This window comes from Intrasporangium oryzae NRRL B-24470 (genome assembly GCF_000576595.1).
GTDB classification, from domain to species: Bacteria; Actinomycetota; Actinomycetes; order Actinomycetales; family Dermatophilaceae; genus Intrasporangium_C; species Intrasporangium_C oryzae.
On record NZ_AWSA01000001.1, the window covers coordinates 43,122 to 57,711 of the forward strand.

15 protein-coding genes are annotated in these 14,590 nt (G+C 73.1%); 7 read left to right on the top strand and 8 right to left on the bottom strand.

What is annotated here, in order from left to right; all coding sequences use genetic code 11:
• The first annotated feature begins 9 nt into the window (after positions 1–9).
• The 4 genes from ku to N865_RS00205 all read left to right on the top strand — a co-directional run bounded on the left by ku (position 10) and on the right by N865_RS00205 (position 3,646).
• Positions 10–963 (top strand): non-homologous end joining protein Ku, encoded by a 954-nt coding sequence (ku, locus tag N865_RS00190; protein ID WP_034800262.1) that lies wholly within the window; start codon positions 10–12, stop codon positions 961–963.
• A gap of 148 nt (positions 964–1,111) precedes the next feature.
• On the top strand, positions 1,112–2,338 hold the full coding sequence (locus tag N865_RS00195; protein WP_034800265.1) for an acetyl-CoA hydrolase/transferase family protein: 1,227 nt from the start codon (positions 1,112–1,114) through the stop codon (positions 2,336–2,338).
• A 102-nt stretch (positions 2,339–2,440) separates the two neighbouring features.
• Positions 2,441–3,157, top strand: a complete 717-nt coding sequence (locus N865_RS00200) for an SDR family oxidoreductase (RefSeq protein ID WP_034800267.1) — start codon at positions 2,441–2,443, stop codon at positions 3,155–3,157.
• Positions 3,158–3,202: 45 nt separating this feature from the next.
• Positions 3,203–3,646: a GNAT family N-acetyltransferase gene (locus N865_RS00205; RefSeq protein WP_034800270.1), complete on the top strand. Its 444-nt coding sequence runs from the start codon at positions 3,203–3,205 to the stop codon at positions 3,644–3,646.
• A gap of 14 nt (positions 3,647–3,660) precedes the next feature.
• On the opposite strand, the gene N865_RS00210 is transcribed toward N865_RS00205, so the two are convergent.
• The 4 genes from N865_RS00210 to N865_RS00225 form a co-directional block, all read right to left on the bottom strand.
• Positions 3,661–4,458 carry a sugar phosphate isomerase/epimerase family protein gene (locus N865_RS00210; RefSeq protein WP_034800272.1) on the bottom strand — a complete coding sequence of 266 codons (798 nt, stop codon included), beginning with the start codon at positions 4,456–4,458 and terminating at the stop codon, positions 3,661–3,663.
• A 76-nt stretch (positions 4,459–4,534) separates the two neighbouring features.
• Positions 4,535–5,464, bottom strand: a complete 930-nt coding sequence (locus tag N865_RS00215; protein WP_034800274.1) for a Ppx/GppA phosphatase family protein — start codon at positions 5,462–5,464, stop codon at positions 4,535–4,537.
• A gap of 47 nt (positions 5,465–5,511) precedes the next feature.
• The gene (locus tag N865_RS00220; protein ID WP_034800275.1) at positions 5,512–6,246 is read right to left on the bottom strand and encodes an ABC transporter permease; all 735 of its coding nucleotides are present in this window, start codon (positions 6,244–6,246) and stop codon (positions 5,512–5,514) included.
• Positions 6,243–6,995, bottom strand: a complete 753-nt coding sequence (locus tag N865_RS00225; protein ID WP_034800278.1) for an ABC transporter ATP-binding protein — start codon at positions 6,993–6,995, stop codon at positions 6,243–6,245. The genes N865_RS00220 and N865_RS00225 overlap by 4 nt, the downstream gene beginning before the upstream one ends.
• A gap of 132 nt (positions 6,996–7,127) precedes the next feature.
• On the opposite strand from N865_RS00225, the gene N865_RS00230 reads away from it, so the two are divergent.
• Positions 7,128–7,928 (top strand): hypothetical protein, encoded by an 801-nt coding sequence (locus N865_RS00230; RefSeq protein WP_034800280.1) that lies wholly within the window; start codon positions 7,128–7,130, stop codon positions 7,926–7,928.
• A 29-nt stretch (positions 7,929–7,957) separates the two neighbouring features.
• On the top strand, positions 7,958–8,647 hold the full coding sequence (locus N865_RS00235; RefSeq protein WP_034800464.1) for a class I SAM-dependent methyltransferase: 690 nt from the start codon (positions 7,958–7,960) through the stop codon (positions 8,645–8,647).
• Between the two features lie 30 nt (positions 8,648–8,677).
• Here N865_RS00235 and nadC read toward each other — a convergent pair whose 3' ends face one another.
• The 4 genes from nadC to N865_RS00255 form a co-directional block, all read right to left on the bottom strand.
• A complete protein-coding gene (nadC, locus tag N865_RS00240; protein ID WP_034800465.1) occupies positions 8,678–9,571 on the bottom strand; it encodes a carboxylating nicotinate-nucleotide diphosphorylase in 894 nt (297 codons plus the stop codon).
• 4 nt (positions 9,572–9,575) lie between these two features.
• The gene (locus N865_RS00245) at positions 9,576–11,405 is read right to left on the bottom strand and encodes an L-aspartate oxidase (protein WP_051509707.1); all 1,830 of its coding nucleotides are present in this window, start codon (positions 11,403–11,405) and stop codon (positions 9,576–9,578) included.
• Positions 11,406–11,603: 198 nt separating this feature from the next.
• Complete coding sequence (gene panC, locus N865_RS00250; protein WP_034800467.1) at positions 11,604–12,503, bottom strand: pantoate--beta-alanine ligase; 900 nt, start codon at positions 12,501–12,503, stop codon at positions 11,604–11,606.
• A gap of 128 nt (positions 12,504–12,631) precedes the next feature.
• Positions 12,632–13,540 carry a Rossmann-like and DUF2520 domain-containing protein gene (locus tag N865_RS00255; protein ID WP_034800282.1) on the bottom strand — a complete coding sequence of 303 codons (909 nt, stop codon included), beginning with the start codon at positions 13,538–13,540 and terminating at the stop codon, positions 12,632–12,634.
• A gap of 22 nt (positions 13,541–13,562) precedes the next feature.
• On the opposite strand from N865_RS00255, the gene N865_RS00260 reads away from it, so the two are divergent.
• Positions 13,563–14,585 carry an SAM-dependent methyltransferase gene (locus N865_RS00260; RefSeq protein WP_034800283.1) on the top strand — a complete coding sequence of 341 codons (1,023 nt, stop codon included), beginning with the start codon at positions 13,563–13,565 and terminating at the stop codon, positions 14,583–14,585.
• Positions 14,586–14,590 lie beyond the last annotated feature (5 nt).

Here is a 14,590-nt window from a genome sequence, read left to right on the forward strand (position 1 = left end):
CTGGTTCTCATGCGAGCCATCTGGAAAGGCGCCGTGTCCTTCGGCCTCGTCAACGTGCCGGTCCGGCTCTTCGCCGCGACCGAGAACCACGACGTGCAGTTCCGGCAGGTCCACGCCAAGGACGGGGGGCGGATCAGGTACCAGCGGGTCTGCTCGATCGACGGTGAGGAAGTCCCCTATTCCGACATCGCAAAGGGCTATGAGACCGCCGACGGACAGATGGTGGTGCTGAGTGACGAGGACATGAGAAGCCTTCCGTCGCGGTCGTCGAAGGAGATCGCGATCGAGAAGTTCGTTCCCGCCGACCAGATCGACCCGTTGCTCTTCGACAAGTCCTATTACCTCGAACCCGACAAGAGCGGGCTCAAACCCTATGTGCTCCTCCGGGACGCCCTCGAGAAGGCCGACCGGATGGCCCTCGTCACGGTCGCCGTCCGCACCCGCATGACCCTCGCCGTGCTCCGAGTCCGCGACGGGGTCATCGTCCTGCAGACCCTCCTCTGGGCCGACGAGGTCCGCACGCCCGAGTTCGAGTCGCTCTCCGAGGAGACCCACGCCACGGCCCGGGAGCTCGCCATGGCGTCCTCGCTCGTCGACTCGCTCTCGGGCGACTACGAGCCCGACGAGTTCGAGGACGACTACGCCGAGGCCGTCGAGACGCTCGTCGCCTCGAAGGTCGAGGGCGGCGAGGTGAAGGAGGCCCCCGCGGCTGCCGCCGAGGAGACGGAGGTCGTCGACCTGCTCGCCGCGCTCCAGCGCAGCGTCGACAAGGCCAAGGCCGCCAGGGCCGGCGGCTCCGGTGCCGCCGAGGACGAGGCCGCCGAGGCTCCCTCGAGGGAGACGGCGACGAAGCGGGCCGCGAGCAAGACCACCGCGAAGCCTGCCGCGAAGACCACCGCGAAGGCGACGACGAAGAAGGCCGCCAAGAAGACAGCCAGCAAGTCGACGAAGAAGGCGGGGTAGGCAGGGACCGGGCCGAGGCGCCCGAGGCGCCTGAGACCGCGCACCGACCGCGCGCCGACCGCGCACCGACCGCGCACCGAGACGGACCTCACGTGACCCGCCCGGCGATAGCCGTCCGGCGGGAACTCCGGTCCGCGAGGATGGGGTCGTGCAGACGGTCACCATCGAGGAGCTCCAGCGCCGGTTCCGCAGCCTTCCCGAGAACCCGCGTGTCGTCGTCAGCGGCAACATGGCGATCCCATGGGAGGGGGTGCGGGCCCTCGACGAGGTCGTGCCCGCCTACGTCCTCCATGCGCTCAACGCCCCGCCGGGCCTTCCCGAGCGCGAGGGCGTGACGGTCGAGACCTGTTTCGTCGGCGGCGGCATGCGCCGTCACCCGGGCCTGCGCTACGTCCCGTCGCGGCTCTCGCTCGTGCCGCTGCTCTACGGCCGCTCCCTGCCGCCCGACGCCGTCATCCTCCACTGCGCGCCGCCCGTCGACGGGCAGCTCAGCCTGGGGCTCGAGGTCAACGTCATGCCCGCCGCGATCGAGGCGTGCCGCGCTCGTGGCGGCCTCGTCGTCGCGGTCGTCAACCCGCGGATGCCCTACACCTTCGGTGACGCCCAGGTGCCGGTCGGGCACGTCGACCTCGCGGTCGAGGTCGACGCCCCGCTCGCGTCCCATGCACCCGGCGCCCCCGACCCCGACAGCACGGCGATCGGCGAGCGCGTGGCCTCGATGGTCCTCGACGGCGCGACTCTCCAGCTGGGCATCGGCGCGGTCCCCGACGCGACGCTTGCGGCCCTCGTCACGCGGCGCGGTCTGCGCGTGTGGACGGAGATGTTCTCCGACGGGATCCTCGACCTCGAGGCCGCCGGCGCGCTCGACCGCGAGCACCCGCTCGTCACGTCGTTCTGCTTCGGCTCGCAGGACCTCTACGACTGGCTCGACGGCAACCGCTGGGTCCGGATGATGCGCACCGAGCGGACCAACGACCCCGGCAGCATCGCCCAGCAGCGGCAGATGACGTCGGTCAACACCGCGCTCGAGGTCGACCTCTTCGGGCAGGCCAACGCGTCGCGGATCAACGCCCGCATCTTCTCCGGCTTCGGGGGCCAGACCGACTTCATCGTCGGCGCTCTGCACTCCCCCGGTGGCCAGTCGTTCATCGCGCTGCGCTCGTGGCATCCCAAGGCCGACTGCTCGACGATCGTCCCGCTCGTCGACGAGCCGGTGACGAGCTTCCAGCAGAGCGCGATCGTCACCGAGAACGGCGTGGCCCAGCTCTGGGGGCGGAGCGAGAAGGAGCAGTGCCGCGACATCATCGAGCAGTGCGCGCACGCCTCGGTCCGCGACGACCTCTGGGAGGAGGCGACGGCGCTCGGCCTCGCCTGAGCGGGTCCGGACGTCGCCGATGGCGACCGGGTCGTATGCCGCTCAGTCGGCCGAGCGGCATACCGCCAGGTCGTGCCAGCGGGGCCTCCTAGGCTGGCGGACATGGACTCGACCACACGACCCGTCGCCGTCATCACCGGCGCAACCCGCGGCATCGGGCTCGCCATCGCGCGCGACCTCGCGGACACGCACCACCTCGTCATCGGAGGCCGGAGCGCTGACTCAGTAGGACCGGTCGTCGCCGGGTTCCCTTCCGCGGAGGGCTTCGTCGCCGACCTGGCCGACGGTGGCCCGGGCGGCTCGCTCGAGACCGCGCTCAGCGAGCTCGTGCCGCGTCTCGGCCGCGTCGACGTCCTCGTCCACTCGGCGGCCCTGCTCGGTGCCGGATCCGTCGCCGAGCTCGACCCGGCGACCTGGTCCGAGGTGCTCGCCGTCAACGTCGTGGCCGTCGCCGGCATCACGCGCGCCCTGCTGCCCGCGCTGCGATCGGCCGAGGGGCTCGTCCTCATGGTCAACTCCGGGTCCGGTCTCGTGGCGTCCGCGGGCTCCGGGCTCTACTGCGCCTCGAAGTTCGCGCTGCGGGCCCTGGCCGACGCCCTGCGCGAGGAGGAGCGGCCCCACGGCGTCAGGGTGACCTCGCTCCACCCGGGTCGCGTCGACACCGACATGCAGCACGAGCTCGTCGCGTTCGAGGGCGGTGACTACGACCCCAGCCGGTACCTGCGCGTCGAGTCCGTCGTGCGGGCGGCGCGGCTCGCGATCGACGCGGCACCCGACGCGGCGATCGAGATGGTCTCGGTCCGGCCTCGCGGTCGCTGAGCCGATCGCCTTGACACGGGAGGCTTTCGCGCGTTTGGTGACGGCATGTCCCACGACCTGCGCATCGAGGCGGTGGACGACGCCACCCTCGCGGACTGGCAGCACGTCCACAACGTCATCATCCCCACCGCCCCCTTGTCACTCGACGAGGTGCGCGAGCGGGTGACGCGCAACCGGCTCGTCGTCGCGTATGCCGGTGACGTCCTCGTCGGCAACGCGACGGTCCGCCCCCCGGCCGACGACACGGCGACGGCCACGGTGATCGTCCGGGTGCTGCCGGAGCACCGCGGACGCGGCCTCGGGACCGCCCTGCTCGAACGCGAGCTGGCCGCCGCCCGGGAGATGGGGGCCCGCGAGCTCGAGACGGTCGTCCTCGCGTCGAACACCGACGGGCTGCGGTTCGCCCGGGCCCACGGGTTCGTCGACGAGATCGACCGCTACCTCCCCGAGGGCGACGTCCACCCGTTCATCACCCTGCGGCTCGTCTGACCCGAGCGGCCGGCTCAGATCCGGCTCGCACCCCGCGTCGGGACGACGGCGAGCCGCGCGAACGCAAGTGCCTCGGCAAGGTCGATCTCGCGCTGGTCGCGGTCGAGCTTGCGGGTGCTCACCTCGACGACGACCTCACCCGACCAGCCCGAGTCGGCGAGCAGCTCGAGCACCTCGAGGCACGGCTGCGAGCCGCGCCCGGGGACGAGGTGCTCGTCCTTGAACGACCCGAGCCCGTCGGCGAGGTGGAGGTGCGCGAGGCGCGGCCCGAGCGCACGCGCCATGAGCAGGGCGTCCGAACCGGCCGTCGCCGTGTGCGAGAGGTCGAGCGTGACGTTGTCGTAGGGCTGCTCGACGGGGTCCCAGTGCGGGAGGTAGGCGAGCATGTCGCGCCGCGCCGTCCGCCACGGGTACATGTTCTCGACGGCGAGCCGCAGGCCCGAGTCGTGCTCACGGGAGGCGACCCCGTCGACGAACGCCGCGGCATACTCCCGCTGCCAGCGGAAGGGCGGGTGGAGCACGACCGTCGACGCGCCGACCTCGAGCGCGAGGTCGATGGAGCGGTCGACCTTGCCCCACGGGTCGGTGCCCCACACCCGTTGGGTCAGCAGGAGCGTCGGGGCGTGGACCGAGACGATGGGTATGCCGTGGAGCTCGCTCAGCGCGCGGAGCGCGCCGCCCTCCTGCGTGACCGGGTCGGTCCACACCATGACCTCGACGGAGTCGTAGCCGAGCCGGGACGCCGTCGAGAACGCGGTCGCGGCGTTGCCCGGGTAGACCGACGCGGTCGAGAGGCCGATCCGGATCGTCATGCGCCCATTCTCCGGTACGGCCCGAGGCCATGGACCACACGGCCCCCGGGCGGGCGGACGGGACCGCGGGGCTCGTTCACGGCTCGAGGTGGTCGAGGCGGCGGAGGATGAGCCCCTCGCGGAGCGCCCACGGGCAGATGTCGAGCCGGTCGACCTGGAGCAGGACCATCGCGGCCTCCGCGACGAGCGCACCCGCGAGCAGCTGCGCGGCGCGGCCGGCCGAGACGCCGGGCAGCTGCGAGCGGCCCGCGACGTCCATGTCGCTGAGCCGCTCGGCGATCGCGCCCAGGTCGTCCCGGGTCAGCGACCGGGGAACGAAGGGCCCCTCGGCGCGAGGCGCGGCGCCAGCGATCCGGGCGAGCGACCGCATCGTCTTCGACGTGCCGACCGCACGGTCCGGCGACCCCCACGTGAGCAGGGGACGCACCTGGTCGGCGAGCTCGGCCCGGATCTGCGCGCGCACCCGGCGCGTCTCCTCAGCCCCGGGCGGGTCCCCCGAGAGCCGCTCGCGGGTCAGGCGCCCGGCGCCGAGCGGGAGGCTGATCGCGACGTCGGGATCCTCGTCGATGCCGGCCGCGAGCTCGAGCGAGCCACCGCCGATGTCGACGACGAGGAGCCGCCCGCTCGACCAGCCGAACCACCGGCGCACCGCGAGGAAGGTCATCCGGGCCTCGTCGGAGCCCGACAGGACGTCGAGCTCGACACCCGTCTCGGCACGGACGCGCTCGATGACGTCGTCGCCGTTGGGCGCCTCGCGCAGCGCCGACGTCGCGAACGCGAAGACGTCGAGCACCCCCTGGTCCTCGGCGATCTGGAGGCACTCGGTGATGAACTCGACGAGCCGGTCGGCCGTGCCGCGGGCGATGCTCCCGTCGGGGCGCGTGCTCTCGGACAGGCGCAGGTCGGTCTTGTGGGAGAACGCCGGCAGCGGGTGGGCACCGGGGTGGGCGTCGACGACAAGCAGGTGGACCGTGTTGGACCCGATGTCGATGACGCCCAGACGCATGGCCTCACCCTAGTCGCGCGGCGTCGTCGCGCGGCATGGCGCGTCGGTCAGGGCGAGCGACGGCTCAGGGTCATCGACGCGAGGGCGAGCGCGACGACGATGAAGCCGGCGACGATCCCGAGGTCCCGGGCCACCGCACCGAGCGGGTCCGTGCTGGCGGCGATCTCCTTCATCGCGTCGACGGCATACGACAGCGGCAGCAGGTCGGAGACGAAGCGGAGGAAGTCGGGGAGGCTGTCGCGTGGCGCGATCAGACCGCAGAGGAGGAACTGCGGCAGGATGAACGCCGGCATGAACTGGACGGCCTGGAACTCGGTCCGGGCGAACCCGCTCGCGAGCAGCCCGAGGGCCGTGCCGAGGACGGCGTCGAAGACCGCGACGACGACGAGGAGCCAGAGTGGCCCGGCCACGTCGAGGCCGCAGACCCAGACCGCGAAGGCCGTCGCGACGAGCGCCTGGATCGTCGCGAGCAGTCCGAACCCGATGGCGTACCCGATCATGAAGTCGCCCTTGCCCATCGGCGTCGTGAGCAGCCGCTCGAGCGTGCCCGACTGGCGCTCGCGGAGCGTGGCGACCGAGGTCACGATGAACATGACGACCATGGGGAAGACCCCGAGCAGGGCCGGTCCGATCCGGTCGAAGATCGGCGTGTCGAGATAGATCCACGCGAGGAGGCCGAGCAGGACGCAGGGCACGACGAGGATGAGGGCGATGGTCCGGTGGTCGGTCCGGACCTGGCGCAGGACGCGTCCGGCGGTCGCGAGGGTGAGGCCGGGGTTCACCAGATCTCCTCTCCGCCGGCGGCGTCGACGAGGGCGAGGAACGCCGCGTCGGCGTCCGGCTGGCCCGTGCTCGAGAGCAGCTCGGCTGGAGTCAGGTCGGCGAGGACGCGCCCGTCGCGCAGGAGCACGAGCCGGTCGCAGCGGGCCGCCTCGTCCATGACGTGGCTCGAGACCATGAGGGAGTGCCCCTGTTGGGCGAGTCGCCGAAAGAGGTCCCACAGGTCGCGCCGGAGAACCGGGTCGAGGCCCACGGTCGGCTCGTCGAGGACGAGGAGCGTCGGTCGGCCGACGAGCGCCCCCGCGAGCGAGACCCGTGACTCCTGGCCGCCGGAGAGGTCGCGGACGAGGACGTCGGCGTGCGACACGAGGTCGACCTCGACGAGCGTGCGGTCGACGGCGTCGTGCAGCTCGGCGCCGCGCAGGCCGACCGCGCGACCGAAGTACGAGATGTTGCCGCGGATCGTCAGGTCGCCGTAGACGCTCGGGGTCTGGGTGACATAGCCGACGTCGCGGCGCAGGGCCGGCGAGCCGGCCTCGTGGCCGAGGACCCTGACGGTGCCTCCCGCGACGATCTGCACCCCCACGACCGCGCGCATGAGCGTCGACTTCCCCGAGCCGGAGGGGCCGAGGAGCCCGACGACCTGGCCGGCCGGGACCTCGAGCGTCAGGTCGGGGATCACCGGCCGCTTCCCCCGGACGACCCGCAGCCCGCTGATCGCGATCGCGGGGCCGTCGTGGTCCTTGATCATGTCCGGAATCTAGTCCAGCCGGCGCCCCACCAAGCCCGCTTTGCCCCCGGAATCACGCCCGGCGGCATACGTCGTGTCGGCGCCTGCTGGGCGGGACGGGCAGTCCCCACCTTCTCGGCATAGGGTGAGCCGATGGCCGAAGCACCTCTGGACCTGCCACGCGTGTGGGTCGAGTTCACGGATCCCGCTGACGACGGTCAGCGCTACCGCTGCGACCTCACGTGGCTCACGAGCAGCTGGACGTGCATCTTCGGCACCGGCTGCAAGGGCATCTACGCCGACCGGCCCGACGACGGGTGCTGCACGCTCGGCGCCCACTTCACCGACAAGGACGACGTCAAGCGTGTCGAGGCGGCGGTCCTGGAGCTCGGCGAGGACGAGTGGCAGTACCACGCCGTCGGCACCGCGACCGGGGCGCGCGAGGACTGGACCGAGCGTGAGGACGGCGCCCGCAAGACGAAGGTCGTCGACGGCGCCTGCATCTTCCTCAACCGGCCGGGCTTCCCCGCCGGCGCCGGCTGCGCCCTCCACCAGCACGCGGTCCTCACCGGCGTCCAGCCCCACACGCTCAAGCCGGACGTCTGCTGGCAGCTGCCGATCCGGCGCACCTACCGGACCGTCGAGCTGCCCGACGAGTCGAGCTACCTCGAGATCACGATCACCGAGTACGACCGCCGCGGCTGGGGCCCGGGCGGCCACGACCTCGACTGGTACTGCTCGGGCAACCCGGAGGCGCACGTCGGGCGCGAGCCGGTCTACCGCTCCAACGCGCCCGAGCTCGTCGAGCTCATGGGCCGGGAGGCCTACGAGGAGCTCGTGATCCGTGCCGAGGCGCACCTCGCCCAGGTCAAGGCGGTGCGCGCCCGGGGCGTGCACAAGCTCCTGCCCCTGCTCGTCCACCCTGCGACGATCGAGGCGCAGCCGTCGAGGTGACGTGGGAGGCTGAGGGCCGTGAGATCAGCATGAGCGAGGTCATCCCGTCCCCGAACATCTGGGGCTCCCCCGACGTCTACGAGGTCGAGAACCGTGGCGTCGACCGCGACCACGTCATCGAGTCGGCGATGCGCTCGGTCCTCGACTGGGCCGGCGCGGACGTCGTCGACATCGGGTGCGGGACGGGCTACCACCTCCCGTACTTCGCGCGCGACGCCCGGTCCGTCGTCGGCGTGGAGCCGCACCCGCCCCTCGCCGAGCTTGCGCGCCAGCGGGTCGCGGGTATGCCGTCGTGCTCGGTCCGCGAGGAGGGCGCGGCCGCGGTCGGGGTCGGGGACGGCTCCTTCGACGTCGCGCACGCCCGGTGGGCCTATTTCTTCGGGCCGGGCTGCGAGCCTGGCCTGGCCGAGCTCGACCGGGTCGTGCGGCCCGGCGGTGCGGCCTTCGTCATCGACAACGACGCGACCCGGTCGACGTTCGGCCAGTGGTTCCGGCGGGCCCTGCCGAGCTACGACCCGCGCGCGGTCGAGCGGTTCTGGGAGCGCCAGGGGTGGCGGCGCGAGCGTCTCGACATCCGCTGGGACTTCGACTCCCGCGCCGACTTCGAGGCCGTCGTCGGCATCGAGTTCGCGCCGGAGCACGCCGACCTCATCCTCGCCGAGCACCCCGACGCGACGGGGGTCGACTACGCCGTCAACCTCTGGTGGCGCCGCTACTGACGACCCGCCCGCCGGGGCTCGGAGCGCCCGTCAGCCGACGAGGTCGAGGGCGATGTCGACGATGGGCGAGGAGTGCGTCAGGCCGCCGACGCTGACGAAGTCGACGCCGGTCATGGCGTAGTCGGCGACGACCTCCAGCGTCAGCCCGCCGGTCGCCTCGATCTCGACCGGCTCGTCGGCGGCGCGGAGCAACGCGACCGTCTCGGCCAGGGTGGCCACGTCCATGTTGTCGCACATGATGAAGCGCGCCCCTGCGTCGTAGGCCTCCTGTGCCTCCGCCGGCGTCGTCACCTCGACCTGGATGGCGACGTCGGGGAACCGGGCGTGGACGAGCCCGTAGGCCGCGGCCACCGATCCGGCAGCGAGCTTGTGGTTGTCCTTGATCATCGCGACGTCGTAGAGGCCCATGCGCTTGTTGGTGCCGCCGCCCGCGCGCACGGCGTACTTCTCGAGCCAGCGCATCCCGGGCGTCGTCTTGCGGGTGTCGAGGACCATGGTCGAGGTGCCGTCGAGCGCGTCGGCCCAGCGGCGCGTGTGGGTGGCGACCCCGGACAGCCGGCTCATGATGTTGAGGATCGTCCGCTCGGCCACGAGGATGACGCGCGTCTGGCCCGAGACCCGGGCGATGACGTCGCCGCGGACGAGCCGCGAGCCGTCGTCCGCGACGACCTCGACGGAGGGGGCGACGCCGCCGATCGTCGCGGCGACCGCCTCGAGGACGAGACCGATGACAGGCACACCGGCGACGACCCCGGGACCCCTCGCGACGATCTCGGCGACCCGCTCCTGGTCCGCAGGGATCGTCGCGAGGGTCGTCACGTCGAGGCCGTCGGGACCGAGGTCCTCGAGGAGCGCGACCCGGACGAGCTCGCGCGCCTGCGCCTCGGGGAAGCCGCTCAGGCCGTCGGCGGGTCGGTCGGTCATCTCGTCACTCCAGATCGTCGTCGGTCGGATCATGCTGCACGGCAGGGGACTTCGCCGTTCCGGGTTGCGTGGCCGAGCCCTGCGCGGCCCTCGCCGAGGCCGACCTCGCAGGCGTGCCGACCTGCTCGTCGAGCCCGAGCCCGTCGAGGTTGGACCGGGGCACCTCCTCCGTGCGGGCCACGAGGAGCCCGTCGGCGGAGCGCGACAGCACGGTGTGGTGGAGGAACCGGGCGTCGTCGCGTGCCGGGAAATCCTCACGCACGTGACCGCCGCGAGTCTCCTCACGCAGCCCGGCGGCATACGTCAGCGCCCGTCCGAGGAGCAGGAGGTTGGTCGTCTCCCAGCTCTTCGGTCCACCCTGCTTGTGGTCGTCGCCGCCGGCCGCCTTGGCGGCGAGCGCGGCGAGGGCGACCTCGGCGGCGGCGAGCGACGCGGCCGACCGCACGGTCCCCGCACCGGTGGTCATGGCCCGCTGGACGTCGAGGCGGCGCTTGCCACGCAGCAGGACCGGCACGTCATCGGTCGCGACCGGTGAGGTCTCGGGCAGCTCTCCGGCTCCCAGCCTCGCGGTCAGGTCGTCGGCGATCCGCCGGGCGAAGACGAGCCCCTCGAGCAGGGAGTTGGAGGCGAGGCGGTTGGCGCCGTGGACGCCGGTGCACGACGTCTCGCCGCAGGCGTAGAGACCCTCGAGGCTCGACCGCCCGTTGAGGTCGGTCCGGATGCCACCGCTCGCGTAGTGCTGCGCCGGGGCGACCGGCAGCAGCTGGGTCGCCGGGTCGAAGCCGAGCTGGCGGCACCGCTCGACGATCGACGGGAAGCGCGCCTCGAGGAACTCGGCGCCGAGGTGGCGGCAGTCGAGGTAGACGTGGTCGGTGCCGGTCTCGCGCATCCGGGCGAGGATCGCCCGGGACACGACGTCGCGCGGTGCGAGGTCGGCGAGCTCGTGCTGGCCCTGCATGAAGCGCACGCCCGCCTCGTCGACGAGGAACGCGCCCTCGCCGCGCACCGCCTCGGAGATGAGGGGCTGCTGGCCACGCGACCCCTCCCCGAGCCACAGCACGGTCGGGTGGAACTGGACGAACTCGAGGTCCGCGAGCTCGGCCCCGGCGCGGAGGGCCGCCGCCATGCCGTCGCCGGTCGCGACGGGCGGGTTCGTCGTCGAGGCGTAGATCTGCCCGAGGCCACCGGTCGCGAGGACGACCGCCCGGGCGTGCGCCGCGCCGACCCCGTCGACCTGGCCCTCGCCGATGACGTGAAGGGTGACCCCGCAGACGCGCTGCGACGCGTCGGTGAGCAGGTCGACGACGAGGGCGTGCTCGATGACCTCGATGCCGGGATCGTCGATGACGCGGTGGAGCGCGGCGATGAGGGCTCGGGAGATCTCCCTGCCGGTCGCGTCGCCGCCGGCGTGGAGGATCCGGTCGCGGTGGTGGCCGCCCTCGCGGGTCAGGGCGATCTTGCCGGTGTCGCCGCGGTCGAACTCCGCACCGAGCGCGATGAGGTCCCACACCGCGTCGGTCCCCTCACGCACGAGCGTCTCGACGGCGTCGACGTCGCACAGCCCGACGCCGGCGACGAGCGTGTCGTGGACGTGCTCGGCGGGGCTGTCCTCGGGGGACATGACGGCGGCGATGCCACCCTGCGCCCAGGCCGTCGAGCCCTCGTCGAGGACGGTCTTCGTGACGAGCAGGACGCGCTCGACGCGGCGCCGCAGCCGCAGCGCCGTGGTCAGCCCGGCGATCCCCGACCCGACGACGATGACGTCGGCCGTCGTGGTCCACCCCGGCGCAGGGGCGCGCAGTCGTCGCGGGATCGTGATGCCGCTCGCGCTCATCGCTGCCTTCTCGGGTCGATCGTCACGTCCCATACCGTATGCCGCCGGGCTCGCTCGCGCCCCAACGCCCACTCTGCGACCTCCCGCCCTCCACCCCGCAACACACCGAGCTGCCGCGAACATCGACGGTTGTGCCCATCGAGGTTCGCGGCTCCTCGGTGTGTTGCGACATGAGGCGGGGTGGAGGCAGGGGTTCGGTCAGGGCTGCGAGAACGTCTCGAGCGGCCCACCCCGGGGGCCGACGAGGACGGGCAGGTTGTCGATGAGGCGCGTCGTCCCGACCCGACCGGCGACCGCCAGCAGGGCCTCGCCCCGGTACCACTCGGGGACGTCGACGAGCGTGTGCGGGTCGACGAGGACGAGGTAGTCGACGAGTGCGAGGGGCTCGCGGACGAGGACGGCTCGCGCGGCCCGCCTGATGGCCGACGGGCCCTCCTCCGCGGCGGCGGCCCCGGCCCGGAGCGCGGCCGAGAGGCAGAGGGCCGTCTCACGGTCGGACGGGGTGAGGTAGGTGTTGCGGCTCGACATCGCGAGGCCGTCGGGCTCCCGGACCGTCGGGACCGAGACGACGTTGACGGGGAAGTCGAGGTCGCGGCACATCCGGCGGATGAGGAGCAGCTGCTGGGCGTCCTTCTGCCCGAAGTAGGCCGACGTGCACCGCGTCAGGTGCATGAGCTTGGCGACGACGGTGAGCATCCCGTCGAAGTGGCCGGGGCGCGACTGCCCCTCGAGGACGTCGCCGAGCGGGCCGGCGGAGATCCGCACGCCCGGGTCGCCGTCGGGGTAGACGACGTCGGGCGTCGGCGCGAAGACGAGGTCGACCCCGGCCTCGCGGCAGATCTCGAGGTCGGCGTCGAAGGTCCGCGGGTAGCGCGAGAGGTCCTCCTTCGGCCCGAACTGGAGCGGGTTGAGGAAGATCGTCACGACGACGTGCGCGTGGGTGCGCCGCGCGGTCCGGATGAGGGTGGCGTGGCCGTCGTGGAGGGCGCCCATCGTCATGACGACGGCGACGTCGCCGTCGTCGAGCCGGGCACGGGCCTCGCGCAGCTCCTCGCGGGTCCGAGCGACGACGGGCAGGCCCGCGCGGGTGCCTCCCACGCCGTCGGACGATGCGGCGAGGTCGGTGGCGGTGGGGTCGGGGGTGGGGTCGCTGGTGGGGCTGGTGGTGTGACCGGTGGTGGCCGTCGGGTCGGGCGCCTCGGTGTTCGCGGCGTCGGGGCGGGTCGTCACGGGTTCTCCTCATCGTTCGCGAGCAGCTCGAGCAGGGGGCCCGCGGCCGACGCCCGAAGGCGTCCGCTCAGCACGGCCCGCTGTGCGGTCGCGCGGGCCAGGGCGAGGTAGGTCGGGCGGATGTCCGGGGCGACCCTGCGCAGCATCGCGACGTGCCCGGCCACGGTACCGGCATCGCCGCGGGCGACCGGCCCGGTGAGGGCAGCGTCACCCCGCTGGAGCGCGTTGGCGAGCGCCGCCGTGAGGAGCGGCTCGAGGACTCGCGCCGGCTCCTCGATGCCGGCCTCCTCGAGCAGCTGCATCGACTGGGCCACGAGGGTGACGAGGTGGTTGGCGCCGTGGGCGAGGGCCGCGTGGTAGGTGACGCGCTCGTCCTCGGGCACCCACACCGGGTCACCGCCCATCTCGATGACGAGGGCCTCGGCCAACGGCCGCGCCTGGTCGATGGTCGTCACCCCGAAGCAGCAGTCGTGGAGCCGGTCGAGGTCGAGCGCCGTGCCGGTGAAGGTCATGGCGGGGTGGAGGGCGAGCGGCACGATCTGGCTGGCGGCCGCCGCCTCGAACACCCCGATCCCGTGCGCTCCCGACGTGTGCATGACGAGCTGGCCCGGGGTGAAGATCCGCGTCGCCGAGAGCCCGGCGACGAGCTCCTCGAGGGCGTCGTCGGGCACGGCGAGGACGACGAGGTGCGCACCGGCGACGACCTCGGGGATCGGCTCGACGGGAACGCCGGGCAGGAGCGTCGCGGCCCGCTCGAGGCTGGCCTCGCTCACCGCGGAGACCGACCGGATGTGGTGCCCCGCGCGCGCGAGCGCCACGCCGAGCACGGCGCCGACCCGGCCGGCGCCGACGATGCCCACGTCGAAGCGGGCCGGTCGCTCGTGCGGAGTGCTCACCCACGGCACGCTATCGCCTACAGTCCGGGGCGTGGATCCTCTCCCCTGGCGCGACGCCTGGCACGAGGCGCTGTATGCCGCTGGGCGCGGTTTCTACGTCGCCGCGGGCGGCCCCGCGGCCCACTTCACGACCGCGACCCACGGCCCGGCCGGGGCGGTCCTCGCCGAGGCCCTCCTCCGGCTCGTGGGGCACCGGCCCCGGGTCGTCGTCGACGTCGGTGCCGGCCGGGGCGAGCTCGCCACGCATCTCGTGACGGCTCTCGAGGCGCTCGACGACTCCGGCGAGCCCCTCGGCGACCATCCCGGGCGGACCGCCCGGCCCGTGCGGGTCGTCGCCGTCGACGTCGTCGACCGGCCTCCGGGGCTCGACGAGCGGGTCGAGTGGCTCCGCTGCCCGGGTGGCACGGCGCTCCCCCCGAGCCTCGGCGACGGCGATCGCGAGCTCGAGGACGCCCTTGTCATCGCCCACGAGTGGCTCGACGTCGTCCCGTGCACCATCGCCGAGGTCGACGCGGACGGGACGCTCCGGGAGGTGCTCGTCGACGTGACCGGGGCCGAGACGCTCGGCGCGCCCGTCGCCGGAGCCGACCTGGCCTGGGCCCGACAGCACTGGCCGACGCGCGAGCCCGGCGACCGCGTCGAGGTCGGCCGCGCCCGCGACGAGGCCTGGGCCGACCTCGTCGGACGGGTCCGGAGCGGGACCCTCGTCGCCGTGGACTACGGCCACACGCGCGGGTCACGGCCCCACGAGGGGACACTCACGGCATACGTCTCGGGGCGGCAGACCCACCCCGTTCCCGACGGCAGCTGCGACATCACGGCCCACGTGGCGATGGACACTCTCGACGCCGACGAGGTCACCGGCCAGCGGGCGGCCCTGCGGGCTCTGGGCGTTCGCGGCGCAACCCCGCCGCACGAGCTCGCACGCACCGACCCGGTCGCCTACCTCGAGGCGCTCGCCCGGACGGGAGCCGAGGCGCTGCTCATCGATCCTGCGGGCTTCGGGGCCTTCTGGTGGGCGGTGAAGCGGGTCCGGGCCGCGACCGTAACCTGAGTGTC

What these genes read in the sequence shown, in the direction of transcription:
- ku (WP_034800262.1), top strand. Translation starts at nt 10, where the DNA reads ATGCGAGCCATCTGGAAAGGCGCCGTGTCCTTCGGCCTCGTCAACGTG.
- N865_RS00200 (WP_034800267.1), top strand. Translation starts at nt 2,441, where the DNA reads ATGGACTCGACCACACGACCCGTCGCCGTCATCACCGGCGCAACCCGC.
- N865_RS00205 (WP_034800270.1), top strand. Translation starts at nt 3,203, where the DNA reads ATGTCCCACGACCTGCGCATCGAGGCGGTGGACGACGCCACCCTCGCG.
- N865_RS00210 (WP_034800272.1), bottom strand. Translation starts at nt 4,458, where the DNA reads ATGACGATCCGGATCGGCCTCTCGACCGCGTCGGTCTACCCGGGCAAC.
- N865_RS00215 (WP_034800274.1), bottom strand. Translation starts at nt 5,464, where the DNA reads ATGCGTCTGGGCGTCATCGACATCGGGTCCAACACGGTCCACCTGCTT.
- N865_RS00225 (WP_034800278.1), bottom strand. Translation starts at nt 6,995, where the DNA reads ATGATCAAGGACCACGACGGCCCCGCGATCGCGATCAGCGGGCTGCGG.
- N865_RS00230 (WP_034800280.1), top strand. Translation starts at nt 7,128, where the DNA reads ATGGCCGAAGCACCTCTGGACCTGCCACGCGTGTGGGTCGAGTTCACG.
- N865_RS00235 (WP_034800464.1), top strand. Translation starts at nt 7,958, where the DNA reads ATGAGCGAGGTCATCCCGTCCCCGAACATCTGGGGCTCCCCCGACGTC.
- nadC (WP_034800465.1), bottom strand. Translation starts at nt 9,571, where the DNA reads ATGACCGACCGACCCGCCGACGGCCTGAGCGGCTTCCCCGAGGCGCAG.
- N865_RS00245 (WP_051509707.1), bottom strand. Translation starts at nt 11,405, where the DNA reads ATGAGCGCGAGCGGCATCACGATCCCGCGACGACTGCGCGCCCCTGCG.